The organism is Mycolicibacterium parafortuitum (assembly GCF_010725485.1).
Classification (GTDB): domain Bacteria; phylum Actinomycetota; class Actinomycetes; order Mycobacteriales; family Mycobacteriaceae; genus Mycobacterium.
The window spans coordinates 1,745,830-1,770,650 of sequence record NZ_AP022598.1 but is presented as its reverse complement, the minus strand read 5'-3'; the positions used below and the strand labels follow the sequence as shown (position 1 = coordinate 1,770,650).

24 protein-coding genes and 1 pseudogene are annotated in these 24,821 nt (G+C 69.2%); 15 read left to right on the top strand and 10 right to left on the bottom strand.

From position 1 onward, the window contains the following. Window positions 1-21: 21 nt before the first annotated feature. Complete coding sequence (locus tag NTM_RS08340) at window positions 22-702, top strand: class I SAM-dependent methyltransferase (protein ID WP_163766026.1); 681 nt, start codon at window positions 22-24, stop codon at window positions 700-702. On the opposite strand, the gene mmpH is transcribed toward NTM_RS08340, so the two are convergent. The 4 genes from mmpH to NTM_RS08320 form a co-directional block, all read right to left on the bottom strand. Then, window positions 699-1,763 (bottom strand): MMP endo-(1,4)-3-O-methyl-alpha-D-mannosidase, encoded by a 1,065-nt coding sequence (gene mmpH / locus NTM_RS08335; protein ID WP_163766025.1) that lies wholly within the window; start codon window positions 1,761-1,763, stop codon window positions 699-701. The genes NTM_RS08340 and mmpH overlap by 4 nt on opposite strands. Beyond that, on the bottom strand, window positions 1,756-2,481 hold the full coding sequence (locus tag NTM_RS08330; RefSeq protein WP_104865160.1) for a class I SAM-dependent methyltransferase: 726 nt from the start codon (window positions 2,479-2,481) through the stop codon (window positions 1,756-1,758). The genes mmpH and NTM_RS08330 overlap by 8 nt, the downstream gene beginning before the upstream one ends. Beyond that, window positions 2,475-3,710 carry an MMP alpha-(1->4)-mannosyltransferase gene (gene manT, locus NTM_RS08325; protein ID WP_104865159.1) on the bottom strand — a complete coding sequence of 412 codons (1,236 nt, stop codon included), beginning with the start codon at window positions 3,708-3,710 and terminating at the stop codon, window positions 2,475-2,477. The genes NTM_RS08330 and manT overlap by 7 nt, the downstream gene beginning before the upstream one ends. A gap of 185 nt (window positions 3,711-3,895) precedes the next feature. Continuing rightward, a complete protein-coding gene (locus NTM_RS08320) occupies window positions 3,896-4,351 on the bottom strand; it encodes a PPOX class F420-dependent oxidoreductase (protein ID WP_104865231.1) in 456 nt (151 codons plus the stop codon). Between the two features lie 49 nt (window positions 4,352-4,400). Here NTM_RS08320 and NTM_RS08315 point away from each other — a divergent pair, with 49 nt between their 5' ends. From NTM_RS08315 to NTM_RS08260, 12 genes are all read left to right on the top strand, one after another. Beyond that, window positions 4,401-4,706, top strand: a complete 306-nt coding sequence (locus tag NTM_RS08315) for a DUF222 domain-containing protein (RefSeq protein ID WP_104865158.1) — start codon at window positions 4,401-4,403, stop codon at window positions 4,704-4,706. A 25-nt stretch (window positions 4,707-4,731) separates the two neighbouring features. Then, a complete protein-coding gene (locus tag NTM_RS08310; protein ID WP_232079660.1) occupies window positions 4,732-6,033 on the top strand; it encodes an MFS transporter in 1,302 nt (433 codons plus the stop codon). Window positions 6,034-6,122: 89 nt separating this feature from the next. Then, window positions 6,123-7,505, top strand: coding sequence for an acyl-CoA dehydrogenase family protein (locus NTM_RS08305; RefSeq protein ID WP_163766023.1), 1,383 nt, complete (start codon window positions 6,123-6,125; stop codon window positions 7,503-7,505). Window positions 7,506-7,646: 141 nt separating this feature from the next. Next, entirely contained in the window at window positions 7,647-9,491 is a 1,845-nt protein-coding gene (locus tag NTM_RS08300; protein ID WP_163766022.1) for a hypothetical protein, read from the top strand. Further along, the gene (locus NTM_RS28515) at window positions 9,488-9,637 is read left to right on the top strand and encodes a hypothetical protein (RefSeq protein WP_170311971.1); all 150 of its coding nucleotides are present in this window, start codon (window positions 9,488-9,490) and stop codon (window positions 9,635-9,637) included. The genes NTM_RS08300 and NTM_RS28515 overlap by 4 nt, the downstream gene beginning before the upstream one ends. Then, window positions 9,634-10,056, top strand: a complete 423-nt coding sequence (locus NTM_RS08295) for a hypothetical protein (RefSeq protein ID WP_163766021.1) — start codon at window positions 9,634-9,636, stop codon at window positions 10,054-10,056. The genes NTM_RS28515 and NTM_RS08295 overlap by 4 nt, the downstream gene beginning before the upstream one ends. Window positions 10,057-10,069: 13 nt before the next feature. Beyond that, the gene (locus tag NTM_RS08290; protein ID WP_163766020.1) at window positions 10,070-11,353 is read left to right on the top strand and encodes a hypothetical protein; all 1,284 of its coding nucleotides are present in this window, start codon (window positions 10,070-10,072) and stop codon (window positions 11,351-11,353) included. Between the two features lie 32 nt (window positions 11,354-11,385). Continuing rightward, entirely contained in the window at window positions 11,386-12,072 is a 687-nt protein-coding gene (locus tag NTM_RS08285; RefSeq protein ID WP_163766019.1) for an ANTAR domain-containing protein, read from the top strand. Next, window positions 12,069-12,656 carry an isochorismatase family protein gene (locus NTM_RS08280; protein WP_104865153.1) on the top strand — a complete coding sequence of 196 codons (588 nt, stop codon included), beginning with the start codon at window positions 12,069-12,071 and terminating at the stop codon, window positions 12,654-12,656. Before NTM_RS08285 ends, NTM_RS08280 begins: the two co-directional genes overlap by 4 nt. Before the next feature lie 71 nt (window positions 12,657-12,727). Next, a complete protein-coding gene (gene glgX, locus NTM_RS08275) occupies window positions 12,728-14,875 on the top strand; it encodes a glycogen debranching protein GlgX (protein WP_163766018.1) in 2,148 nt (715 codons plus the stop codon). A gap of 394 nt (window positions 14,876-15,269) precedes the next feature. Beyond that, window positions 15,270-16,109, top strand: a complete 840-nt coding sequence (locus tag NTM_RS08265) for an ATP-binding cassette domain-containing protein (RefSeq protein WP_104865151.1) — start codon at window positions 15,270-15,272, stop codon at window positions 16,107-16,109. 19 nt (window positions 16,110-16,128) lie between these two features. Continuing rightward, on the top strand, window positions 16,129-16,920 hold the full coding sequence (locus tag NTM_RS08260) for an ABC transporter permease (RefSeq protein WP_435405123.1): 792 nt from the start codon (window positions 16,129-16,131) through the stop codon (window positions 16,918-16,920). A 14-nt stretch (window positions 16,921-16,934) separates the two neighbouring features. On the opposite strand, the gene NTM_RS08255 is transcribed toward NTM_RS08260, so the two are convergent. Both NTM_RS08255 and NTM_RS08250 read right to left on the bottom strand, forming a co-directional pair. Continuing rightward, window positions 16,935-18,257, bottom strand: coding sequence for a maltokinase N-terminal cap-like domain-containing protein (locus tag NTM_RS08255; protein ID WP_163766017.1), 1,323 nt, complete (start codon window positions 18,255-18,257; stop codon window positions 16,935-16,937). A 34-nt stretch (window positions 18,258-18,291) separates the two neighbouring features. Then, entirely contained in the window at window positions 18,292-19,404 is a 1,113-nt protein-coding gene (locus NTM_RS08250) for a hypothetical protein (protein WP_163766016.1), read from the bottom strand. A 112-nt stretch (window positions 19,405-19,516) separates the two neighbouring features. Between NTM_RS08250 and NTM_RS08245 the strand changes: the two genes are divergently transcribed. Together NTM_RS08245 and NTM_RS08240 are read left to right on the top strand one after the other, a co-directional pair. Further along, window positions 19,517-20,326, top strand: a complete 810-nt coding sequence (locus NTM_RS08245; protein ID WP_163766015.1) for a HugZ family pyridoxamine 5'-phosphate oxidase — start codon at window positions 19,517-19,519, stop codon at window positions 20,324-20,326. Continuing rightward, window positions 20,323-20,901, top strand: coding sequence for an orotate phosphoribosyltransferase (locus NTM_RS08240; protein ID WP_104865146.1), 579 nt, complete (start codon window positions 20,323-20,325; stop codon window positions 20,899-20,901). Before NTM_RS08245 ends, NTM_RS08240 begins: the two co-directional genes overlap by 4 nt. On the opposite strand, the pseudogene NTM_RS29125 reads toward NTM_RS08240, so the two are convergent. The 4 genes and pseudogenes from NTM_RS29125 to NTM_RS08220 all read right to left on the bottom strand — a co-directional run bounded on the left by NTM_RS29125 (window position 20,898) and on the right by NTM_RS08220 (window position 24,754). After that, window positions 20,898-21,939, bottom strand: a pseudogene (locus NTM_RS29125) (ABC transporter ATP-binding protein). The gene NTM_RS08240 and the pseudogene NTM_RS29125 sit on opposite strands and share 4 nt — an antisense overlap. After that, window positions 21,936-22,745 (bottom strand): ABC transporter permease, encoded by an 810-nt coding sequence (locus tag NTM_RS08230; RefSeq protein ID WP_163766014.1) that lies wholly within the window; start codon window positions 22,743-22,745, stop codon window positions 21,936-21,938. The pseudogene NTM_RS29125 and the gene NTM_RS08230 overlap by 4 nt, the downstream one beginning before the upstream one ends. A 10-nt stretch (window positions 22,746-22,755) precedes the next feature. Then, window positions 22,756-23,616: an ABC transporter permease gene (locus tag NTM_RS08225; protein ID WP_163766013.1), complete on the bottom strand. Its 861-nt coding sequence runs from the start codon at window positions 23,614-23,616 to the stop codon at window positions 22,756-22,758. Beyond that, complete coding sequence (locus tag NTM_RS08220) at window positions 23,609-24,754, bottom strand: ABC transporter substrate-binding protein (protein WP_435405080.1); 1,146 nt, start codon at window positions 24,752-24,754, stop codon at window positions 23,609-23,611. Before NTM_RS08220 ends, NTM_RS08225 begins: the two co-directional genes overlap by 8 nt. Between the last annotated feature and the right edge of the window lie 67 nt (window positions 24,755-24,821).

Here is a 24,821-nt window from a genome sequence, read left to right as displayed (position 1 = left end):
CGCTACTACAATCGGACCTCGATGGACACCACCGACGCCGCGTTGCCGGCGGACGCCGCCGCCCTGTTCGAGTACGCCGACAAGGTCATCGGCTTCATGCCGGCCGACGAGGGTCGCGCCCTCTACGACACCGCCGTGCGCTATCTCGGCGACGGTGTGGGCGTCGAGATCGGCACGTACTGCGGCAAGTCGACGGTGATGCTCGGTGCGGCCGCGCAGCAGACCGGCGGTCTGATCTACACCGTCGACCACCATCACGGCTCCGAGGAGCACCAGGTCGGCTGGGAGTACCACGACGCGTCGATGGTCGATCCCGTCACCGGCTTGTTCGACACCCTGCCGACGCTGCGCCACACCCTCGACGGCGCCGGGCTCGACGAGCACATCGTCGCGGTCGTCGGGCGTTCGCCGGTGGTGGCCCGCGGATGGCGAACTCCGTTGCGGTTCCTGTTCATCGACGGCGGCCACACCGAGGAGGCAGCCAACCGCGACTTCGACGGCTGGGCCCCGTGGGTCGAGGTCGGCGGTGCCCTGGTCATCCACGACGTGTTCCCGGATCCCGCCGACGGCGGCCGCGCACCGTTCCTGATCTACCAGCGCGCGCTGGGCACCGGGGATTTCAGCGAGGTCCGCGCGACCGGCTCGATGCGCGTGCTCGAGCGGGTGTCGGGCACGCCGGGGACGCTGACGGACGCGGGTTAGCGTTCGCTGGCCGCGCATTCGCAGTCGTACACGCCCTCAAGACCTCTGGGCAGATCGTCGCCCCGGAAGATGCCGCTGGCCGGCGTCGTCGACGACAGCGCGTCGGCGGCCAGGATCACCGCGGCACCCGTCCAGGTGGTGCGTTCCACCGGCCACCGCTTGCCGTCGGAGTACACCAGCCCGGTCCAGTACGAGCCGTCCTCCTCGCGCAGGTGGTGCATCGCGGTGAACTGCTCAAGGGCCCGCTCGCGCTCCCCGATCGAGTCCAGCGCCATCACCAATTCGCAGGTCTCGGCCCCGGTCACCCACGGCCGATCGTCCACGCAGCGGATTCCGAGCCCGGGCACCACGAAATCTTCCCAGCGTTCGTCGATGCGTGCCCGCGCCCGTGAACCACGCAGGGCACCACCGAGAATCGGGTAGTACCACTCCATCGACCAACGGTCCTTGGTCACGAAGGCGCCAGGATGGTCCGCGATCGCGTGCCCGAGCCGCCCGACGGCGACCTCCCATTCGGGCTGGGGGTCGCCGACGTAATCGGCCAGCGCCAGCGCGCACCGGATGCTGTGGTAGATGCTCGCGCAACCGGTCAGCAGCGCCTCGTCGGCATCGCCGCCTTTCCCACGGGCCCAGGTGATCTCACCGGTGCTCTGCTGCAACTCCAGCACGAAGTCGATGGCCTTGGCCACCACCGGCCACATCCTGACCGCGAACTCGCGGTCATCGGTGATCAGCACGTGGTGCCACACCCCGGTGGCGATGTAGGCACAGAAGTTGGTGTCGCTGTTGGCGTCCTCGATCACCCCGTCACGCACCTGGATCGGCCAGGTGCCGTCGGGACGCTGCGTGGTGCGCGACCACTCGAACGCCGCGCGGGCGGGCTCCAGCAGCCCCGCGGCGGTGAGTGCCATCGCGCTCTCGATGTGGTCCCAGGGGTCGGTGTGACCACCGACCGACCACGGGATGGCGCCGCTCGACTCTTGCGTCGCGGCGATGGATTCGGCTGTCTGCCGGCACTGGGCCGGAGTGAACACCCCCGGCACTCCGGGAATGTCAGGCATCGGCTGTGGCTGGCTTCCTGAAGTAGAGGGCGACGCTCTTGCCGATCAGCGGGTTCAGCGCGGCTTCCGCGGTGCGCGTCAGCCACGGCCGGTCCATCATGTCCCACACCAGCAGCTTGTGGTACGCGGCAACGGCCGGGTGGTCGTTCTTCTCCGTTCCCACAGCACATTTGAGCCACCAGAACGGTGAGTGCAACGCGTGCGCGTGGTGGGTGTGCGTCAGCTTCAGCCCGTGCGCGAGCACCTTGTCGCGCAACTCGTCGGCACGATAGATGCGCACGTGCCCGCCCTCGTTGGCGTGGTACTCGTCGGACAACGCCCAGCAGATCCGCTCGGGCAGCCAGCGAGGAACCGTGATCGCCAGCACCCCACCGGGTTTGAGCACCCGCACGAGTTCGGAGATGGCACGCTCGTCGGCGGGCACGTGCTCGAGGATCTCGGAGGCGATCACGCAGTCGAAGGTGCCGTCGGAGTAGGGCAGGTCGAGTGCGTCACCCTTGACCACCTCCGCCTTGGCCGACGCGGGTACCTCGCCCTGCTCCTTCATCGCCTGCAGGATCTGGTCGACGTCGTTGAGATCCGATGCGTTCTGGTCGAATCCGATGACGTCGGCACCCCGCCGGAACGCCTCGAACGTGTGCCGGCCGGCGCCGCACCCGACGTCGATCACCTTGGTTCCGGCGCCCACGCCGAGCCGGTCGAAGTCAACGGTCAGCATGTCGCGACCCTTTCACAAGCTCGTTCGTATATCGCGACGGTCTGCGCCGCAACGGATTCCCAACTGAAGACTTCCAGCGCACGCCGGCGGCCGTTGTCGCCCAGCCGTCGCAACTCCCTTGGCGAGTCCAGTAATTCACCGAGCACCGCGGTCAGTTCCGCGACGTCGGCGGGTGTCACCAGTCGTGCGCACTGGCCGTCGGTACCGACGACCTCGGGCAGCGCCCCGGCGCGGCTGGCCACGATCGGCGTCCCGCTGGCCATCGCCTCCACCGCAGGCAGCGAGAAACCTTCGTAAAGCGAAGGGATGCAAGCCACTTCGGCCGAGGCGAGCAGTTCGGCGAGCTCGGAGTCCGACAGCCCGCTGGAGATGTGCACGATGTCGGAGATGCCGAGTTCGGCGATCAGCTTCTCGGTGGGCCCATTGGGCTCCAGCTTGGCGACCAGCTGCAGCTCGAGGTCGCGCTCGACACGCAGCCGGGCCACCGCGTGCAGCAGGTGGCTGACTCCCTTGAGCGGTACATCGGCGCTGGCGATCGCGATGATGCGGTTGCGCACCCGGTGCTCGGCGGGCTGGAACAGCTGGGTGTTCACCCCGAGCGGAACGACGTTGAGCTGCCCCGGATCGACACCGAAGTCCTCGGCGATGTCGGCGGCCGACGTCGACGACACGGTGACCAGTTCGGGGATCCGCCGGGCGACGTCCTTCTGCATCTCGGCAAACGCGTACCAGCGCTTCACGAGCGGCTTGCGCCACCACGCTGCGGCCGCCACCTCGAGCACCCGGTCCCGGGTGATCGGATGGTGCACGGTGGCCACCACCGGCATGCCCGAGTTCTGGATCGTCAGCAGGCCGGTACCCAGGCACTGGTTGTCGTGCACCACGTCGAAGTCACCGCGGCGCGCGGCCAGCAGCCGCGCCGCGCGCATGCTGAACGTCTTCGGCTCGGGGAACCCGGCGGTCCAGGTGGTCAGCAGCTCCTCGAGGTCGATGCGGGTCTTGATCTCGCTGGGCCGGGGAATGCGGAACGGATCCGGCTCCCGATAGAGATCGAGGCTCGGCACCTCGGTCAGCCGGACCCGCGGATCGAGGATCTCCGGATAGGGCTGGCCGGAGAAGACCTCGACGTCGTGACCGAGTTCGACGAGCCCCTGGCTCAGATGCCGGACGTAAACCCCTTGACCACCGCAGTGGGTCTTGCTCCGATACGACAGCAACGCGATGCGCATATTCAGCTCACTGATCCTGGAGAGCGGCCCTGACCTGGCCGAATAATGTGGAGCAAGAAATCCGAACCCTCCTGGACATGTGTCCAGACTATAGTTTGACGTGCTAGCTGACGCAATGCGCCTGCTTGCTCTGACTACCACAATCGCGCTGCGCCGTCCTGCCCGGCCTCCACGCGGGCCCCGCGTCAGGCGGGCGGGAAACCTCCGGTCGCAACCGGCCCCCACCGCCGCGGGGTGATCCTGATCAGGCACTTGTTCTGATCGCGCATCGCCTGCCGGTACTCGTCCCAGTCCGGGTGCTCGCCGGCGATGACCCGGAAGTACTCGACGAGGGGTTCGACCGCATCGGGCAGGTCGACGACCTCGGCGTCCCCGTCGACCTGGACATAGGGTCCGTCGAACTCGTCGGAGAGCACGACCACGCAGGCCTGGGGATGGCGCCGGATGTTGGCCACCTTCGCGCGCTGCGGATAGGTCGCGACGACGATGCGCCCCTGCCCGTCCACCCCGCCGGTCACCGGGGAACTCTGCAGGGTTCCGTCGGAACGGAACGTCGTGAGCACCATCCGATGCCGGGGCCGGACGAAGTCGAGCAGATCGGGCAGCGCGACCGTCTCGGCGGTGGCGAACTTTCGGGCCATCGCCCCAGCGTATCCGTCGATGTCGGACCCCGCCCCTACGCTGTCGAACATGAGTTCGAAGAAAGAAGTCGCCGCGGCGCTCGACGCCGTGGACCGCGCCCACCGCGCGCTCGCCGCGCTGCCGTTCCAGACCCTGCAACCCGTCGACCAGCGCGCCCTGCTGGTCCGACTCGACGCGGTCACCAAACAGCTGGCCGTGACCCAGCGCCGGCTGCTCGCGCGGATGGTGTCCGCCCCGCCACCCGTCGAACTGGCGGGCGCACCGTGGGCCGACGTGCTCGCCCGGCGGTTGCGCATCTCGGTCGGGGAAGCCCAACGCCGCATTGCGGAGGCGGGTGCGCCGATAGACTCCTGAGCACTCGCTCAGCATGGAAGGTCCGGTGGCGAACACCGACAGCACGGCGATCACGGAGTGGCGGCGCTACGGCCCGGTCCCGGTGGCCGCGGGTCTCGGCTACTCGATGGGCGTGATCCACGTGTACTCGCTCGGCGCGTTCATGGCGCCGTTGCAGGAGACGTTCGGGTGGAGCCGCGCCGAGACCTCGGCCGGGCTGACGATCGTGGGCATGGCCGCCGCGGTGGCCGCGCTACCGATCGGCCTCGCGGTGGACCGGCTGGGCCCGCGCCGGGTCGGGCTGACCGGGGTCGTCCTGATGGCCGCGACCTTCGCGCTGCTGGGCACCGCGACGGGTTCCATGACGAACTGGATCCTGCTGTGGTCGCTGCTGGCATTCGCGGCGTTCTGGGTGCAGACCACGGTCTGGACGTCGGCGGTCGCGACGCGGTTCGAATCCTCCCGGGGCCTCGCGTTCGCGGTGACGCTGTCGGGTGGATCGCTGGCGGCCGCGGTGTTCCCACCGTTGGCCACCTTGCTGATCGGTGAATGGGGTTGGCGCGGAGCGTTCTTCAGTCTCGGCACGCTGTGGGGCGCGCTGGTCCTGATCGCGGTCCTGTTCTTCTTCCGCGGCGCGCAGGACGACAAGGAGGCCCTGAAACCCGCAGCGCAAGAACTCCCGGCGCCGGCACCCCGGGCTCCGGAAACCCAGGCGGACCTTCCCGGCCTGACGCTCGGCGAGGGTCTGCGCTCACCGACGTTCTACAAGCTCCTGATCGCGGCCGGCCTGTTCGCGTTCACCACGCTGGGCATCGTCGTGCACCTGGTCCCGATCCTGCGCGACGCCGGCGCCGATCCCCTCGCCGCGGCGGGCACCGCCGCGCTGGTCGGCGTCTTCTCCATCGCCGGGCGGCTCGGGGTGGGTCTGTTGCTCGACCGGTTCCCCGGCCGGATCGTCGGCGCGTGCGCATACCTGGTGCCGATCCTCGGCTGCGCGGCGCTGCTCATCGACGGCAGCAGCCCGGTCAGCCAGACGGTGGCCGCGGCCCTGTTCGGTCTGACCCTCGGCGCCGAGGTCGACGTGATTGCCTACCTCGCGTCGCGCTACTTCGGGCTGCGCAACTTCGGCGGGCTGTTCGGCGGGCTGGTGGCCGCGCTGTCGCTGGGCACCGCGTTCGGCCCACTGGCCGCGGGCGCCACCGCCGACCACTTCGGCGGTTACACCAACTTCCTGGTCCTGACCATGGTGCTGATGGCGCTCAGCAGTCTGGCCCTGGCCAGCCTCAGAGCGGCCCCGGTGTGGTCGGCGCCCGCCGTGCAGCCGCAGCCGCGCCCCGCCCCGTCCTAGGCTGTCGCCGATCGGGTGGCGCGCGCGGAGTAGTCCAGAACCGGACTGGGTAAGAGTGAACACATGTGCACTCAACCCCGGGGGTTCTCATGACGTTCGACATCACACCCACTGCCGCCCAGCACGACCTGGCCCGCCGCACCCACGAGTTCGCCGAAGAGGTCATCCGTCCGGTGGCCGCCGACTACGACCAGCGGCAGGAGTTCCCGTGGCCGGTCCTCGAGGAGGCCGCCCGCCGGGGCTTCTACAGTCCGCTGTTCTACCGCGACCTGATCGGCGACCCGACCGGGCTGTCGCTGCCGATGTTCATGGAGGAGCTGTTCTGGGGATGCGCCGGCATCGGCCTGGCCATCGTGATGCCGGCCCTGGCACTGTCGGCGATCGGACAGGCGGCGTCGCCGGAGCAGATGCTGCAGTGGGCGCCCGAATGTTTCGGCACGCCGGGCGACCTCAAGCTCGCCGCGCTGGCCATCTCCGAACCCGAGGGCGGCAGCGACGTCCGCAACCTGCGCACCACCGCTCGCCGCGATGGCGACGACTGGATCATCGACGGCCACAAGATGTGGATCGGCAACGGCGGTATCGCCAACGTGCACGTGGTCAATGCCGTCGTCGACCAGGAACTCGGCCACAAGGGTCAGGCACTGTTCGTGGTGCCCGGCGGCACGCCGGGCCTGGACATGGTGCGCAAGCTCGACAAGCTGGGCTGCCGCGCGTCACACACCGCGGAGCTGAAGTTCAACTCGGTGCGGATCCCGGGTGATCACCTACTCGGAGGCCAGGAGAAGCTCGACTACAAGCTCGCCCGCGCCCGGGAGGCCGTCGAGGGCGGCAGGCACTCCGGCTCGGCGACGCTGGGCACGTTCGAACAGACCCGGCCGATGGTCGCCGCGCAAGCGCTCGGAATCGCCAGGGCGGCACTGGAGTACGTCACCGAGTACGCCAACCGCCGGGAGGCTTTCGGCGCACCGATCATCGACAACCAGGGCATCGCGTTTCCGCTGGCCGATCTGGCCACCGGGCTCGACGCCGCCCGGCTGCTGACCTGGCGGGCGTCGTGGATGGCCGCGACCGGCGTCCCGTTCGAACGCGGCGAGGGGTCGATGTCGAAGCTCGCCGCCAGCGAGCTGGCGGTGCGGACCACCGAACGCGCCATCCAGACCATGGGCGGCTACGGCTACATCAAGGACCACCCGGTCGAAAAGTGGTACCGCGATGCGAAGCTCTACACGATCTTCGAGGGCACCAGCGAGATCCAGCGCATCGTGATCTCGAACGCCCTGGGCGCCGCCGACGGAAAGCCGCCGCTGCACGTCGACCTGGAGCCGACCGGGGGCCCGTTCAACCGCTACCTCGGCCGCGGCACCCCGGCGCGCACCCGGGCCGGGGCCGGCGCGCTGACGATGAAGGACCGCGTGCCCGCGCCGGTCATGCGGATGGCGATGAAGTTCCTGCGGCCACCGGGGCGATGACATGCGCAGCACACGACGACAGTTTGCGAAATTGTGGCCGGGGTTACAAAAGAACCCGGTACCCCTGGTTTCACCTCGGGTACCTCTGGCAATATTACCGACGAGTAAGATCACCGAAACGCGCGGGGGATGGGGATGACGATGGAGCTCTCTCTGCAAGCGGAGACGCTGCTGGCGCAGCCGGCGGGCGACGAGGGCGGCGGCGCCGCGATAGGTGAGATCATCGCGCTCAGCGCCGTCGGCGCCGTCGTGGCCGTCGTGCTGCTGTGGATCGGCTGGATGCACCGCAGCCGCAAGATCACCTGGCTGGCGAGCCTGGCCGAGTGGTCCGGCCGCCGGTTCAAGCGCCCGCCGTGGGTCGCGCTGCCGATCGCGTTGTTCATCTCGTCGATCATCTGCGCGCTGTTCGGCTTCATCTGGGATGTCAGCCTGCACATCGGCAACGGCCGCGACGACGGGGCGCTGGCCAATCCGGCGCACTACTTCATCCTGATCGGCCTGTTCGGCATCTTCGTCGCCGGCTGCACCGCGATGGTGCTGCCCTACGAACGCCCGGGGACGGCCGCGGTCCGGATCACCGACGACTGGTACGCGCCGGTCGGCGGCATCGTGATGGCCGGCTGCGGTGTGTACGCCCTGCTGGGCTTCCCGCTCGACGACATCTGGCACCGCATCTTCGGTCAGGACGTCACGCTGTGGGGCCCGACGCACCTGATGATGATCGGCGGCGCCGGCTTCTCCACCCTGGCCGCGCTGTACCTGGAGTACGAGGGCCGCAAGGCCAGCACCGGCGAGACTCCGCGCGACGGGCTGGGCCTGAAGTTCGTGCAGTACCTGGCCTTCGCGGGGGTGCTGATCGGGGCGTCGGTCTACCAGATCGAGTTCGACTTCGGTGTCCCGCAGTTCCGCCAGGTGTTCCAGCCGATGCTGATCGCCGCGGCCGCCGCGCTGGCGCTCGTCGCCGCGCGGATCTTCATGGGCCGCGGCGCCGCCCTGATCGCGGCGCTCATCGCGATCGGGCTGCGCGGCATCATGGCGGTCCTGGTCGGGCCGCTGCTCGAGGCCCCGATCAACTGGTTCCCGCTGTATCTGGGGGCCGCGCTGGTCGTCGAACTCGTCGCCCTGACCCCGCTGCTGAAACGCCCGGTGCTGTTCGGCCTGGTCTCCGGCCTCGGTATCGGAACCGTCGGGCTGTTCCTGGAATCGCTGTGGATCAACGCCGTGTACGCCTATCCGTGGCAGACCAGCATCTGGCCCGAGGCCCTCGGGATGGCGGTGCCGGTGGCGGTCCTGACCGGCGGCTGCGGCGCGCTGGTCGGGATGGTGCTGACGGGTCAGCGGCTGCCCCGCCGCGCGGTCGGGATCGGCCTGGTGGCGCTGACGGTCGTCGCCATCGCCGGCGCGGCCGCCAACGGTCTGCGCTACGACACCCCGCAGAACGCCACCGCGTCGTTCACCCTGACTGAGGCACCGCCGGTGAACGGGGAGCGGTACGTCACCGCCGACGTCCGGCTCAACCCGCCCGACGTGATCGGCGACAACCCGAACTGGGTGTCGGTGCTGGGCTGGCAGGGCGGCCTGCCCAACGGCCGGGGACAGTTCATCGACCATCTGGAGCAGGTCGGGCCCGGGCACTTCCGCTCCACCCAACCGATGCCGGTGTCGGGCACCTGGAAGACGCTGCTGCGTGTCCACGACGGGTCCACGCTCACCGCGGTCCCGATCTACCTGCACGGCGATCCCGGTATCGGCGCCGAGGAGGTGCCCGCCGAGCCCGAGTTCACCCGGCCGTTCGTCTCGGAGATCACCATCCTGCAGCGCGAACGCAGCCCCGACATCCCGGCCGCGCTGTGGCTGATCGGTTGCCTGGTGGTGCTGGTGTGCTCGCTGGCGATGATCGCCGGGATCGCCTGGGGCGGTGGCCGTCTGGCCAACAGTGAGCCGTCCGGCAGCGAAGCCGAGTTCGAGCCCTCGGCGCAGGCATGACGCCCGCCCCCGAGGTCGTGGTCCTCGCCGACCACCCGATCTGGATCGCGGTGCCCGCGTTCGCACCCGCGTTCGTGATCGCGGGGGTGATCGTGTACATCGCCGCCAAGAACCGGCGCCGATCCGACGAAGACAGGAAACCGTGAGCACGACACCGACACGACTCCTCGCCGCAGCGGCGGCGGCCCTGCTACTCGCCGGCTGCGCCGGATCCACCGAATCCGGAGACGGCGCAAACCAATCCGCCACCGGTACCGCCGAGCAGCAGACGCCCACCTCGGCAGCGGAGCCGGCGCCCGAGCAGCTCGTCATCGACGTGACGATCAAGCGCGGGAAGGTCACCCCGACCAACGAACAGCTGCGGGCCGGGCTCAACGAGCCGATCGTGGTCCGGGTGGACAGTGATGCGCCGGACGAGCTGCACGTGCACTCCACTCCGGAGCACAGTTTTCCGATCGGCGTCGGCCCGCAGCAGTCCTTCGAGTTCAGCGTGACCGTGCCGGGCCGCGTCGACGTCGAGTTGCACGAGGCACACACCACGATCGCGACAATCCAAGTGCAGTGAACATCCAACTACAGTGACCGTCCACACCCTGGCCCACGGTCTCGGCGGCTCGACAGATCTCCCGATCCCGTACACGTATGCGCTGATCGGCGCCGCGTGGACGCTGACGTTCACCTTCGCACTCGTCGCGTTCGCCTGGCGCACACCGAAGTTCGACGCCGAACGGCCCGGGCGCGCACTCCCGGGGTGGGTGACGCGCGCGGTCGACGCACCGGCCACCCGCTGGGTTCTGGCCGCCGCGGCGCTGCTGCTCACCGGCTGGGTCGCCATCGCGGCGTTCCGTGGACCGCAGAACGCGGAGAACCCGCTGCCCGGCGTGTTCTACGTGCTGATCTGGGTCGGCGTGGTGGCGTTGTCGCTGGCGATCGGCCCGGTGTGGCGGGTGCTGTCCCCCGCGCGGGCGGCGCACCGCTTCCTCGGCGGGCGCACGCTCGGCGGCCGGTACCCCGAGAAGCTCGGATACTGGCCCGCCGCAGCGGGTTTGTTCGCCTTCGTCTGGCTGGAGCTGGCCAGCCCCGATCCCGGTTCGCTGTCGGCGATCCGCACCTGGCTGCTGGTCTACCTCGCGGTGACGCTGGCCGGCACGCTGTGGTGTGGTCCGCGATGGAACGCGAACGCCGACCCGTTCGAGGTGTACAGCGTTGTCGCGTCCCGCTTTTCGCCACTCGGGCGCAACCCAGACGGCAGGATCGCGTTCGGCAACCCGTTCAACCGGCTGCTCACGCTGCCGGTGCGCCCTGGCGTGGTCGCGGTGCTGTCGGTGCTGCTGGGGTCCACGGCGTTCGACAGCTTCTCCGCGATGCCGCAGATGCGCCGGTTCGTCGACGACGTCACCGACTCGGCGCTCGCCGCGACCGGGCTGCGCACCGCCGGGTTGCTGTTGTTCGTCGGTGTCGTCGCGCTGACGTTCAGCCTCGCCGCCAGGTGCACGGGAGGTGTGGACGCCCGCACCCGGCGGGAACTGCCGGGACTACTCGCCCACTCGCTGATCCCGATCGTGCTGGGGTACGTCTTTGCCCACTATCTGACCTACCTCGTCGAGCGCGGTCAGCAAACCGTCTACCGGCTGCTGCGCGTCGACGCCGACGTCGTCTACGTCCTGTCGATGCATCCCACGCTGCTGGCCACGCTGAAAGTCGGATTCGTGCTGCTCGGGCATGTCGCCGGGGTGATCGCCGCCCACGACAGGGCGCTCACCGTGCTGCCCCGGCAGCACCAGCTGACCGGACAGCTGGCGATGATGCTGGTCATGGTCGGCTACACGTTCACCGGTCTGTACCTACTCTTCGGCGGATGAGAGCCGCGGTGGAAGACGTTAAGGTCGGCACGATGGCAGGCGGGAACCCAGTTGAGCGGGCGCTCACCGGAGGCACGCCGCAACGCGTCGGCTGGTTCCGCTTCTACTTCGCCGACGAACGCTGGGAATGGTCCGACGAGGTGGCGATCCTGCACGGTTACGAGCCGGGCACCGTCACGCCGACCACGGAGCTGGTGCTCTCCCACCGCCATCCCAACGACCGCGTGGAGGTGGCCGGGATCATCGACCAGGTCCGGCACACCGACGTCGAAGAACGCGCCTATTCGATGCGGCACCGGATCGTCGACACCCGCGGTGAGACCCACGAGATCGTGATCATCGCCGACAAACTCCTCGACGATGCGGGTCGCACGATCGGCACGCGCGGGTTCTGCGTCGACATGACTCCCAGCGACACCCAGACCAAAGCGGTGATCTCGGCGACACTGGCCGAGATCACCGAGAACCGCGCCGTCATCGAACAGGTCAAAGGCATGCTGATGCTGATCTACCGGGTCGACGACGACACCGCGTTCGAGTTGCTGCGCTGGCGTTCCCAGGAGACCAACGTCAAACTCCGGCTGCTCGCCGAGCAGTTGGTGCGCGACTACGCCCAACTCGAGTACGACGAGACGCTGCCACCCCGTTCCACGTTCGACCACCTGCTGTTGACCACCCACCTGCGAATGGAGCGCGGCGACGATACCGTGAAGGGGTGACCCCTTCGGCGCCGAACCGAGCTCTCGTCATCGTCGACGTGCAGAACGACTTCTGCGAAGGTGGCTCACTGGCGGTCACCGGCGGAGCGGCCGTGGCGCGCGGGATCAGCGCGTTGCTCACCGGCGGCGGTGACGGCGAGCCCGACGGTTACCGGCATGTGGTGGCCACCAAGGACTTTCACATAGATCCCGGTTCCCACTTCTCGGACCATCCTGACTACGTCGACTCCTGGCCGGTGCACTGCGTCGCCGAGACCGCCGGCGCGCAGTTCCACCCCGACCTCGACACCGCGGCGATCGAGGAGGTGTTCCACAAAGGGCACTACTCGGCGGCCTACAGCGGATTCGAGGGCACCGCCGAGGACGGCACCACGCTGGCCGACTGGCTGCGCGCCCGCGGGGTCGACACCGTCGACGTGGTCGGCATCGCCACCGACTACTGCGTGAAGGCCACCGCGGCCGATGCGGCCGCCGCCGGTTTCGCCACCAGGGTGCTGCTCGCGCTGACCGCGGGTGTGTCCGCGGACACCACCGCCGAGGCGGTGACCGCGCTGAGCAGGGCAGGTGTCGAGGTCCTCGGCTGAGCAGGGTTTGCGCCGCCCCGTAAACGGGCAGTTGAGCGTGCGCGCCCAGATCGACAGGAAGGTGCTTCCCAGTGACCACCGTCACCTCACCCACCACCACGTACGAACTATGGCCAGGTAAGGCCTACCCGTTGGGAGCCACCTACGACGGCTACGGCACCAACTTCGCGTTGTTCAGCGAGGTCGCCGAGAAGGTCGAGTTGTGCCTGTTCAGCGATGACGGGACCGAGACCCGGGTGAAGCTGCCCGAGGTCGACGGCTTCGTCTGGCACGGTTTCATCCCGAACATCGAACCCGGCCAGCGGTACGGCTATCGCGTCTACGGACCGTACGAACCGGAGAACGGGCACCGCTGCAACCCGAACAAACTGCTGCTGGATCCGTACTCGAAGGCCATCGACGGCAACTTCGAGTGGAACCAGTCACTGTTCTCCTACAACTTCGGCGACCCGGACAGCCGCAACGACGACGACTCGGCGGCCAGCATGCCGAAGTCGGTGGTCGTCAACCCGTACTTCGACTGGGGGGTGGACCGTCCGCCGGGTCACGAGTACGCCGACACCGTGATCTACGAGGCGCACGTCAAGGGACTGACCCAGACCCACCCGGACATCCCCGAGCAGATGCGCGGCACCTACGCCGCGGTGGCGCACCCGGCGATCATCGACCATCTGGTCTCGCTCGGCGTCAACGCGATCGAGCTGATGCCGGTGCACCACTTCGCCAACGACTCGACGCTGATCGACAAGGGCCTGTCGAACTACTGGGGCTACAACACCATCGGGTTCTTCGCGCCGGACTCCAAGTACAGCTCGAACCCGAATCCGGGCGGGCAGGTGCAGGAGTTCAAGGCGATGGTGCGCGCGCTGCACGAGGCGGGCATCGAGGTGATCCTCGACGTGGTCTACAACCACACCGCCGAGGGCAACCATATGGGGCCGACGCTGTCGATGCGCGGCATCGACAACGCGGCGTACTACCAGCTCGTCGACGACGACAAGCGGTACTACATGGATTACACGGGCACCGGCAACAGCTTCAACGTGCGGCACCCGCATTCGCTGCAACTGATCATGGACTCACTGCGCTACTGGGTCACCGAGATGCACGTCGACGGGTTCCGCTTCGACCTCGCCTCGACGCTGGCCCGCGAGTTCTACGACGTCGACCGGCTCGCGACGTTCTTCGAACTCGTGCAGCAGGATCCGACCGTCAGCCAGGTCAAGCTGATCGCCGAGCCGTGGGACGTCGGCCCCGGCGGCTACCAGGTCGGCAACTTCCCGCCACAGTGGACGGAGTGGAACGGCAAGTACCGCGACACGGTGCGCGACTTCTGGCGCGGCGAGGGCGCCAGCCTCGATGAGTTCGCCTACCGGCTCACCGGTTCGTCGGATCTCTACGAGCACACCGCGCGCAGACCGGTGGCGTCGATCAACTTCGTGATCGCCCATGACGGCTTCACGCTGCGGGATCTGGTGTCCTACAACGAGAAGCACAACGAGGCCAACGGCGAGGACAACAACGACGGCGAGAGCCACAACCGGTCCTGGAACTGCGGCGCGGAGGGGCCGACCGACGACGAGGAGATCCTCGCGCTGCGCGCCAAACAGGAGCGCAACTTCCTGACCACTCTGCTTCTGTCCCAGGGTGTTCCGATGATCTGCCACGGGGACGAACTCGGACGCACCCAGGGCGGCAACAACAACGGTTACTGCCAGGACAACGAGATCACCTGGATCGACTGGGCCAACGTCGACGACGAACTGCTGAAGTTCGCCAGGACGGTGTCGCAGCTGCGCGCCGAGCACCCGGTGTTCCGTCGCCGCCGGTTCTTCACCGGTAAGCCGGTCGGCAGGCGCGGTGAGTCCGGCAACCCCGACATCGCGTGGTTCACCCCAGACGGTGCGGAGATGACCGGCGAGGACTGGGGCGTCGGCTTCGCGAAGTCGCTGACGGTGTTCCTGAACGGACAGGGCATCCCGGACATGGACGCGCGGGGCCAGCGGGTCGTCGATGACTCGTTCCTGTTGTGTTTCAATGCCCACCACGAGCCGATAGAGTTCACGTTGCCGCCGAAGGAGTTCGCGCCGTCGTGGGTTCCGGTGATCTCGACGGCCGCACCCGAGGCGGTCGAGACCCAGGAGCAGCTCGACGCCGAAACGTCGGTCACGGTGGACGCGCGTGCCGTGCTGGTGCTCCGGGCGGCCCAGAACCCCTGACCCCCCGCGACCCCCTGAAACCTGTTGTGCGCCACCGCGCTTACGCGGGCGAGTCTACCCCCTGTCGGCGTAACGTTGTGTTAACTTGACATCGCTGTAGCAACCGTGGCCGCCACCGGCCGGGCGGGCCGGGTGCAGGAGCCGAAGAGCGGCGGCGACCTGCCTGGGCGGCCACGGTTGCCAGCTCAGAAGCCTCTGTGACAAAGGTAGTGTGGCGGGGATGGAATCCACCACCGATCTCGCCGGCGCACCCCCCGCCCGGGCTTCGACGGGATCGGGCTGACCCAGTCCCAGGTCGAGCTGATGCGGCTGGTCGGCCGCCACTCCGGGATCTCGGTGCGCGCGGGCTGGCCGTGCTGACCCACCTGACGAGGATGCTGCAACAGGAGACCCCGTGACCGCAGACACAGACAACGCTGGGACCGACCTGGCGATCGACTGCCGCAACCTGACGCACCGCTACGGCGATTTCACCGCCGTCGACGATCTGACCCTGCAGGTGCGTGCCGGCGAGACCATGGGCCTGCTGGGCCCCAACGGCGCGGGCAAGACCACCGTGGTGCGGGTGCTGACCACCCTGACCCCGGCTCAGCACGGCCGGGTTTCGATCTTCGGGATGGACTCCCGCAAGCGCACCATGGATATTCGGCACAACATCGGCTATGTGCCGCAACAGCTTTCGATCGAGTCTGCGCTCACGGGCAGGCAGAACGTCGAGCTGTTCGCCCGGCTCTACGACGTGCCGCGTGCGGTGCGCAGACAGCGCGTGGCCGACGCGCTGGACGCGATGCAGTTGCTCGACGTCGCCGACGTGCCCGCCGGGTCGTACTCCGGTGGCATGGTCCGGCGTCTGGAGTTGGCGCAGGCACTGGTCAACAAGCCGTCGCTGCTGCTGCTCGACGAGCCGACGGTCGGCCTGGATCCGATCGCGCGCGAGGGCGTCTGGAACCAGGTGCGCGGCATGCAGGCCGAGTTCGGCATGACGGTGCTGCTGACCACCCACTACATGGAGGAGGCCGACGTGCTGTGCGACCGGGTGGCGCTGATGGACCGGGGCCGGCTGCAGGTGGTGGGCAGCCCGGCCGAGCTCAAACGCGAGATCGCCGCGGAGGGGACCGAGGCGACGCTGGAGGACGTGTTCCGGCACTATGCCGGCTCCGCACTGACCGGGGAGGCCAGGGACGGTTTCCGCGCGGTCCGCGCGAGCCGCAGGACGGCGCGCCGTGTCAGTTGAGCCAAGGCCCCGGGTCGAGCTGGTCCTGGCGCCGCGCGGATGGCGCCGGATCCGCGGCACCGCGGTGCGTATCGCCGCGTTCGCGCTGGTGGAGCTGCAGAAACTGCGCCACGACCGCACCGAGTTGGTCACCCGCATGGTCCAGCCCGCTCTGTGGTTGCTGATCTTCGGCCAGACGTTCAGCCGCCTCGACGTCATCGACACCGGCGACGTCCCATACCTGGCGTTCCTGGCACCGGGCATCATCGCCCAGTCCGCGCTGTTCATCTCGATCTTCTACGGCATCCAGATCGTGTGGGACCGCGACGCCGGGATCCTGGCCAAGTTGATGGTGACACCCGCACCGGCGTCGGCCATCGTGACCGGCAAGGCGTTCGCGGCCGGGGTGCGTTCGGTGGTGCAGGTGATCGGTGTGGTGGCGCTGGCCTTCGTGCTCGGCGTACAGCTGACCGGCAATCCGCTCAAGATCCTGGCCGCGATGGGTGTGGTGGTGCTCGGGTCGGCGTTCTTCGCGTGCCTGTCGATGGCGCTGGCCGGACTGGTCCGCAACCGGGACCGGTTGATGGGGATCGGTCAGGCGATCACGATGCCGCTGTTCTTCGCGTCCAACGCGCTCTACCCGGTGGACGTGATGCCGCAGTGGCTGCGCTGGCTGTCGGCGGTGAACCCGCTGTCCTATGAGGTCAACGCGCTGCGCGGGCTGCTCATCGGCACCCCGGCCAACGGTCTGCTCGACATCGCCGTGCTGGCGCTGGCGGCGGTACTCGGTGTGGTGGTGGCCTCGGCGCTGCTGCGCAGGCTGGTGCGGTGACGGCCCGGCAACCCTCAGCCCAGGATGCGCTGGATCGAGCGCATCGGGATCGGCAGCCAGGACGGCCGGAAGCGTGCCTCATAGGCCGCCTCGTAGACGGCCTTGTCCAGTTCGTAGGCGGCGAGCACATCTCCGGACTGCCGCGGGTCGGCGCCGGCGATCGCCGCGTAGCCGTCGCAGAACGCTCTCGCATTGCGGTCCACCCACGCCCGCGCACGCTCGGCCATCCCGGCGTCGCCTCCGTCGTCGACCACCTTCTGGTAGGCCGCGTACTCGAACGACCGCAGCACGCCGGCGACGTCGCGCAGCGGTGAATCGGGACGCCGCCTCTCCTCCAGCGGTTGCCCCGGTTCGCCCTCGAAGTCGATCAGCAACCAGTTCTCGGGGGTACGCAGCACCTGGCCCAGATGCAGGTCGCCGTGGACCCGGTGCACGGTGATCTGCCGGCCGGCGAGGCGCCGGATCCGTTCCTCGACGGCCGCGGCGTACGGGCTCAGATCCGGTGCGGCCTGCACGGCGGACTCCAGACGCTGCAGCACCGTGTCGACCGGGAACTGCCCGAGGGAGGTGCCCAGCGCATCGGCCAGCGTCCGGTGCACCGAGGCGACGGCCTCGCCGAGGCGGTGGGACTCGTCGGCGAAATCGCCGCCGACCTCGTTGGCGAACAGATCGCGGGCGCTGGCGGTGGCCATGTCCCAGCCCTCGGCGCTGTTGGCGGCGAACGCGGCGACCATGCCGAGCGCACACGGCGGCGACCCCGGCCCGGCCCACGTCGTCTCGAACGACCCGAGCAGCGTCGCGACGTGCGGGTTGCCCGCCCTGGCGAGCACCCGGTTGAGTTCGATGTCGGGGTTCACCCCCGGGGTGACACGGCGAAACACCTTGAGCATCGCGTCTTTTCCGAAGATCACGCTGGTGTTGCTCTGCTCGGCACCCGAGACCTTGGCCGGCGCGCCGACGGGCAGCGCGGCGCCCGGTTCCCTGCTGAACGTCAGCGCGCCGACGGTCGCCGACGAGTCGATCAGCGCCAGCAGCCGGCCGGCCGCCGCCGGGTTGAACAGCGCGTCGTAGCCGATGCGCCCGTTCGCGCCGGTGCCGATCAGCGCGGCGTCGTGATAGCCGCCCGCCGAGCCATAGCCGCCGGCCGGGCCGTCCTCCCAGTGCACGAACACCTGATAGCGCTCGGTGAACCCGTCGGTGTAGGTGACGTCGAGCAGCACGTGTTCGAGGTCGTCACCCAGCGGTGTCACGACAGCCGGTTCGGCCGAGGCGAGTTCGCGACTGCGGCCGGCGTACCAGCGCCGGTGAATGATCCATTCGCCGTAGGCCAGCGTCATGCAGTGGAACCTACCCAGGCATGCGCAATAGCAATCAGGCCAGGAACCGCTCGGCGCCCGCGGTGCGGACATACCGGGCGCTGTTGGCCTGCCGATAGCCGATCATCCCTCCGCTGACGGTCAGGAACAGCAGGCCGGCGACCCCGGGCAGCGCGACGGCGGCGATCTCACCGACGGTCGGATTGGTCACGCCGCGCGCGAGCGTGCCGACCCGCGGCGACGGCCCGACCCCGGCGGGAGTGGCCTGAAGCGGTGCGGTGGTGCCGGGCGTGGGTGCGACCGAACCGCGGATCGCCGGGGTCCGCACACCGGCCATCCCGGGCGGGGCGAACGCGGGGGCCACCGCCGGATCGGCCGGGACACGGGCCGGCAGGTGCGTGGGCCGGCCCGCGACGGTGGTGGCCCGAGGCACGGTCACCAGCGGCGCCCGCAGCACGACAGGTTCGGTCACCACGGGACCGCCGCCGCCATCGCCGCCGGTGGTGGTGCCGCTGAACGCGTCCGCCACGGGCGGGCCGTCCTCCTGGGTCCGGAACGTCGGTCCCGGCGCGGGTGCCGGGTTGCGCATGATGCGCAACGCCCGCAGGTACTCCCCGAGTGTCGGCACCGGGATCGTCCAGGTGGTATAGAAGTTCGACACCGACGGCCAGGTGCCGGGCGGGATCTCCCCGGGGCTCGGCAACCGGATCCACGGCAGCGTGATCGAGTGGCTGTAGATCTGTGAGTTCGGGATCGTCCGCGCCGGCGGCGTCGGCTCGGGCACCGCCGAGCTGCGGCCGCGGGTGGTCGGCGGGGTCACGACCTCTTCGGGCTCGGGATCCGGTTCCGGGACGACCTCGGGCTCCACCGGGTCGACGTCCTCGATCACGGCGTCGTCGGACGGGGCGGCCGGTTCGTCGGGTTCGCTGGTCTCGTTCGGCGTCGACCCGGTGTCACCGGAATCGCCGGTGCCGGTCTCGGAGCCCGCCCCGGAGCCGTCCGTGCTGCCCCCGCCCGTGGTTCCGGGATCCTGACTCGATCCGCCGGTGTCACCGGGCTGGGCCCACGCGGGCGCGACCGCGGCGATGCCCCCGAAGACGCCCCCGAAGATCAGTGTCGAGGAGAGAGCACCGGCCATCGCGAGGCGGCGAAGCTCCGCACCGGCCATCGTGCACCCACTCCAGAGATCTGTCTCGCGACGAGAATTGACCAAATTGTCGCACATGTGCACAACCCGGTGAGGGGCGTTGCGAATCGCCGACCCGGGATAGGGTGCCGACGTGGCCACCGCAGGACAGACCCGCGATCACGGCGACCCGGGTGATGCCCCGACGATTCCGCCGCCGCTGACCGAACCCGCCAACCCCGTCCGCCCGTCGGCGGCCGAAGAGGCCCGCACCATCGCGGCGTCGACGAACAGCGGCACGCTGGCCACGTTGACGTCCGACGGCGATCCCTGGGCGTCGTTCGTGACATACGGTCTGCTCGGCGGCGCACCGGTGCTGTGTGTGTCCAACCTGGCCGAACACGGCCGCAATCTGGCCGGCGATCCCCGTGCGAGCATCGCGATCGTGGCCCCGGCGACCGACGCCGATCCGCTGGCCAACGCCCGGATCACGCTGGCGGGCCGGGTCGAGGCCCCGGCAGGCCCAGAGCGCGACGCCGCGCGCGAGGCGCACCTGGCCGCGGTCCCGGCGGCGAAGTACTACATCGACTACAGCGACTTCACGCTGTGGGTGCTGCGGGTCTCGCGGGTGCGCTGGGTCGGCGGCTACGGCCGGATGGACTCCACCAGCGGCGAGGCGTACACGGCGGCCGAACCGGACCCGGTGACGCCGCGAGCCGCGGGCGCGATCGCGCATCTGAACGACGACCACGCCGAATCGTTGGCCGCGATGGCCCGCACCCTCGGCGGCTACCCCGACACCACCTCGGCGACGTGCACCGGGGCCGACCGCTACGGCCTGGACCTGCGTGTCACGACGGACCGCGGGGTGGCCTACACCCGCATCGGTTATGCGGCCCCGCTGGCGTCGATCGACGAGCTCCGTTCGGCCGCGGTCGAGCTGGCGCGACGTGCCCTACGATGACCCCCGTGTCCGACCGCTCGCAGACCTGGCAAGCCGCCTTCGACCTGATCCGCACACGCGGACACGAACGCCGCGAAGAGCCGTTCAGACTGGCCAGCGGCCAGCTCAGCCATGACTACATCGACGGCAAGTACGCCGTCGACACCGGTGAGCGGCTGCGGATCGTCTCCGAGGCCGTCGCCGAACTGGCCGCCGCCGAGGGCATCGAGTTCGACGCCGTCGGCGGGCTGACCATGGGCGCCGACCCGCTCGCGCACGGTGTCGCGATGGTGACCGGCGCGGCGTGGTTCTCGGTGCGCAAGGAACAGAAGAAGCGCGGCCGCGAGCAGTGGGTCGAAGGCACCCGCCTGCAGCCGGGCACCAGAGTGCTGCTGGTCGACGATGTGATCAGCACCGGCGGGTCCACCGAGCTCGCGCTGGAACGCATCGCCCCGCTCGGGGTCGTCGTCACCGGGGTGATCCCGATGGTCGACCGCGGCGACATCGCGACCGCACGATTCGCCAAGCGCGGCATCCCGTTCCACGCGCTGGTCAGCTACCGCGACCTGGGCATCGAACCGGTCGCCGACGTCTAGGCCCGACGTGTGACCAGCACGCCGTCGGCGTCGAGACCGATCCGCACCGGGTCACCGGGCGCCAACCCCCGCGCCGCCGAACTGGCCATCTGAGCGCTGACCGTGGCGCCGTCGGGCAGTGCGACGTTGACCCGTGAGATCGCGCCGAGGAACGACACCGAGCTGACCATCGCCGCCCCGGCCGGATCGGCGGTCACGGTGATCGACTCCGGCCGCACCATCGCGACTCCGCCCCCGTCCACCGAGCCCGGCAGCGCGGGCACCGAGACACCCAGCAGCGCCGCGGTTCCGCCGGACACCGTGGCGGCAACCTTGTTGTTCAGGCCCACGAAGTCGGCGACGAACGGTGTCGCCGGATTCGCATACAGGTCTGCGGGCGCGGCGAGCTGTTCGAGCCTGCCCTGGTTCATCACCCCGACCCGGTCGGCGACGGCCAGCGCCTCCTCCTGGTCGTGGGTGACGAACAGTGTCGTGATGCCGACTTCGAGTTGCACCCGGCGGATCTCCTCGCGCAGCTGGGTGCGCACCTTCGCGTCGAGCGCGGACAGCGGTTCGTCGAGTAACAGCACCCGCGGCTGGATCGCCAACGCGCGGGCCAGCGCCACCCGCTGCTGCTGGCCACCGGAGAGCTCCTTGGCGTAGCGGTCGCCCAGCGCCCCGAGTCCGACCAGCTCGAGCATCTCGGCGGCCCGGGACAGCCTGTCCCGCTTGCCTTTCCCGCGCATCTTCAGACCGAATGCGACGTTGTCGAGCACCGTCAGGTGCGGGAACAGGCTGTAGGCCTGGAACACCATTTCCCATATCGCGTTTGTTGGCCGGCACCCGGCTGACGTCGGCACCGCCCACCGACACCGTGCCGGAGGTGGCCTCGTCGAGCCCGGCCAGGATGCGCAGCGCGGTGGTCTTACCGCACCCGGACGGCCCGAGCAGCGCGACCAGCTCGCCCGGTTCGATGTGCAGCGTCAGCCCGTCCAGCGCCCTGGTGGCGCCGTACACCCGGGTCAGCTCGGTCAGTTCGACGGCCACGCCTTGCGTCATACGGTCACTCCTGGGGTATTGCCGCCCCGATTGTCAGCTCCTCGCGCAAGCGCTCGTCGGCGCCCCCGGGTGAGCAGGGACAGGATCAGCAGCAGCGCGAATCCGAACAGCAGCGTCGCCAGCGAGGCCGCCACCGAGGTCGGGCCATCACTCTTGCCGATCAGCACGATCTGCACCTGAAGCGTCTCGTAACCGGACAGCGACGCGATGGTGAACTCGCCGAGCACCACCGCGATCGAGATGAACGCCGCCGACAGGATCCCCGACCAGATGTTCGGGACCACCACCCGGGTCATGGTGGTCAGCCAGCCCGCGCCGAGGGATCGGGCGGCCTCGGTGAGCGTCTGGAGATCGATCGACGACAGTGCCGCGTCGAGCGCGCGGTACGCGAAGGGCAGCACCACCACGATGTAGACGAACGTCAGCGTCAGTGCCGACTCGCCGAAGAAGTACACCACCCACAGGTAGACGTTGCGCAGCCCGACGACGATCACCAGCGCCGGGATCGTCAGCGGCAGCAGGCACAGGAACTCCACGAGCCCCTTCGCCCACGGCGCGCGCAGCCGCACCCAGATCATGGTCGGCACCAGCAGCACCAGCATCGCCGCGACGGTGAACACCGCGAGCAGCAGCGACACCACGATCGACCGGTAGAGCGCCTCGTCGGTCACCAGGTGGGCCCACGCCTCCCACGTGCGTCCACCGCCGACCAGGTTGCGGGTGGAGAAGTCGGCCATCGCATACAGCGGGAACAGGAAGAACAGGCCGAACATGACCCAGAGTCCGCCCCGCACCGCAGTTCTCATGACCCGGCTCTCACGAGAGCCACCGCGCACTGCGCCGCACCAGCAGGTTGTAGGCCACCATCACCACGGCGACGACGACGATCATCTCCAGCGCCAGCGCGTACGCGAAGCCGGCCTGACCCAGCACCACCTCACTGACCAGTGACGCGCGGATCAGCAGCGGCAGGATCGGGCTGCCCTGACTGACCAGCGCGGCGGCCGTCGCGTACGCGGCGAAAGCGTTGGCGAACAACAGCAGTGCCGAGCCGAGGAACGCGGGCGTCAGCAGCGGGATCGCGACCTCACGCCAGTACGCCCACGTCGACGCGCCGAGGCTGACGGCGGCTTCGCGCCACTGCTCGCGCAGGCCCTCCAGCGCGGGGATGAACACGATCACCATCAGCGGGATCTGGAAGTACGTGTAGACCAGGATCAGACCAGACAGGCTGTACAGCCACCCGGACCCGGCCAGGTTGAACCCGAACACCTGCTGCACCCACAGCGTCAGCACCCCGTTGAGCCCGACGGTGGCCAGGAACGCGAATGCCAGTGCGACACCACCGAACTGGGCCAGCACGCTGCACAGCGACAGCACCGCGCGGCGCAGCATCGAGGTCGGCGGGCTGCTGACGATCAGCCAGGCCATCACCGCGCCGAAGAACGCACCGAGCAGCGCGGTGGCCCCGGACAGCAGCACGCTGTTGGCCAGCGCGTTGAGCGCGGTCCCGGTGAACAGCGCCGCGATGCGGTCCAATGAGAAGACGCCGTCGGCGTACACCGAACCGACCACCACGGTGACCGTCGGGATGATCAGGAAGATCGCCACGACGGCCAGGAACGGCAACAGCGGCAGCGAGTCCCGCAGCCGCTGGCCGAGCCGTAGGTCAGCCAACCGCGGCCGCCCAGTTCTCCGCGAGGTACTTCGAGGCCTTCTCGGTCTGCTCCGGCGTCGGCACCGTCACCGGGCCCTCCACCACGGGAAGCGCGGCCGCGACCGCCGGGTCGAGCACTCCGTCGGCCTGCATGGTGTCGGCCCGCACCGGCCTGACACCGCCCTGGGCGTAGAGGTTCTGCCCCTCGTCGCTGTACAGGAACTCCTGCCACAGCCGTGCGGCCGCCGGGTGCGGGGCGTCCTTATTGATCGCCTGGTAGTAATAGCCGGCCACCGCGTTGTCCGGGGGCACCACGACCGTCCAGGATGGCAGCTTCTTGGTCTCCGACGAATTGGTGTAGTTCCAGTCGATGACCACCGGGGTCTGACCGGACTCGATGGTCGCCGGGGTCGGGTCGACCGGGAGGAAATTGCCCGCGTCCTTGAGCTTGCGGAAGAACTCCACCCCGGGGGCGATGTCGTCGGCCGAACCACCCTGGGACAGCGCGACCATCAACACTCCGGAGAATGCGGCACCGGCCTGGGTCGGGTCGCCGTTGAGCGCGACCTTGCCCTGGTACTCGGGCTTGAGGAGGTCGTCGACGGTCGCCACCGGAGGCACCTTCGCCGCGTCGAAGCCGATCGACATGTAGCCGCCGTAGTCGTTGACCCAGGTGCCGTCGGGATCCTTGAACGCCTCGGGGATCTCGTCGAACGTCGCGACTTTGTACGGCGCGAACATCGACGTGTTGGCCAGCGCGACGGACTGGCCGAGATCGAACACGTCGGGCGCGGTGCTGCGGCCCTTCTGCTGGTTGGCGGCGTTGATCTCGTCCTGGCTGGACGCGTCGGGCTGGGCCGAGTTGACCTTGATCCCGTACTTCTCGGAGAAGGCCGCGATGATGGCTCCGTAGTTCGCCCAATCCGGCGGCAGCGCAATGACATTCAGTTCGCCCTCGGCCTTGGCGGCCTCGACCAGGGCCTCCATGCCGCCGAAATCCTCGGCCGAGGTCGCCTGCGCCGCGTCGGTCCCCGACCCGGCCGCACCGGAGTCGTTCTTCTCAGGCGGGGCGCACGCGACCGCACCGGCGGTCAGCAGCGCGGCGAACGAGGCCGCGAAGACCTTCGACACGATCCGTTTGGGCATTGGTTGTGGCATGCCGAACCTTCCCACGAGTTACCGCGACGGTGCGGTGAATGAATCCATCCAGCCGAGGTGAACCCTA

What these genes read in the sequence shown, in the direction of transcription:
- NTM_RS08305 (WP_163766023.1), top strand. Translation starts at nt 6,123, where the DNA reads ATGACGTTCGACATCACACCCACTGCCGCCCAGCACGACCTGGCCCGC.
- NTM_RS08255 (WP_163766017.1), bottom strand. Translation starts at nt 18,257, where the DNA reads ATGACGCTGGCCTACGGCGAATGGATCATTCACCGGCGCTGGTACGCC.
- NTM_RS08285 (WP_163766019.1), top strand. Translation starts at nt 11,386, where the DNA reads ATGGCAGGCGGGAACCCAGTTGAGCGGGCGCTCACCGGAGGCACGCCG.
- NTM_RS08230 (WP_163766014.1), bottom strand. Translation starts at nt 22,745, where the DNA reads ATGAGAACTGCGGTGCGGGGCGGACTCTGGGTCATGTTCGGCCTGTTC.
- NTM_RS08240 (WP_104865146.1), top strand. Translation starts at nt 20,323, where the DNA reads ATGACCCCCGTGTCCGACCGCTCGCAGACCTGGCAAGCCGCCTTCGAC.
- NTM_RS28515 (WP_170311971.1), top strand. Translation starts at nt 9,488, where the DNA reads ATGACGCCCGCCCCCGAGGTCGTGGTCCTCGCCGACCACCCGATCTGG.
- NTM_RS08320 (WP_104865231.1), bottom strand. Translation starts at nt 4,351, where the DNA reads ATGGCCCGAAAGTTCGCCACCGCCGAGACGGTCGCGCTGCCCGATCTG.
- manT (WP_104865159.1), bottom strand. Translation starts at nt 3,710, where the DNA reads ATGCGCATCGCGTTGCTGTCGTATCGGAGCAAGACCCACTGCGGTGGT.
- NTM_RS08315 (WP_104865158.1), top strand. Translation starts at nt 4,401, where the DNA reads ATGAGTTCGAAGAAAGAAGTCGCCGCGGCGCTCGACGCCGTGGACCGC.
- NTM_RS08300 (WP_163766022.1), top strand. Translation starts at nt 7,647, where the DNA reads ATGGAGCTCTCTCTGCAAGCGGAGACGCTGCTGGCGCAGCCGGCGGGC.
- NTM_RS08250 (WP_163766016.1), bottom strand. Translation starts at nt 19,404, where the DNA reads ATGGCCGGTGCGGAGCTTCGCCGCCTCGCGATGGCCGGTGCTCTCTCC.
- NTM_RS08220 (WP_435405080.1), bottom strand. Translation starts at nt 24,754, where the DNA reads ATGCCACAACCAATGCCCAAACGGATCGTGTCGAAGGTCTTCGCGGCC.
- mmpH (WP_163766025.1), bottom strand. Translation starts at nt 1,763, where the DNA reads ATGCCTGACATTCCCGGAGTGCCGGGGGTGTTCACTCCGGCCCAGTGC.
- NTM_RS08340 (WP_163766026.1), top strand. Translation starts at nt 22, where the DNA reads ATGGACACCACCGACGCCGCGTTGCCGGCGGACGCCGCCGCCCTGTTC.
- NTM_RS08330 (WP_104865160.1), bottom strand. Translation starts at nt 2,481, where the DNA reads ATGCTGACCGTTGACTTCGACCGGCTCGGCGTGGGCGCCGGAACCAAG.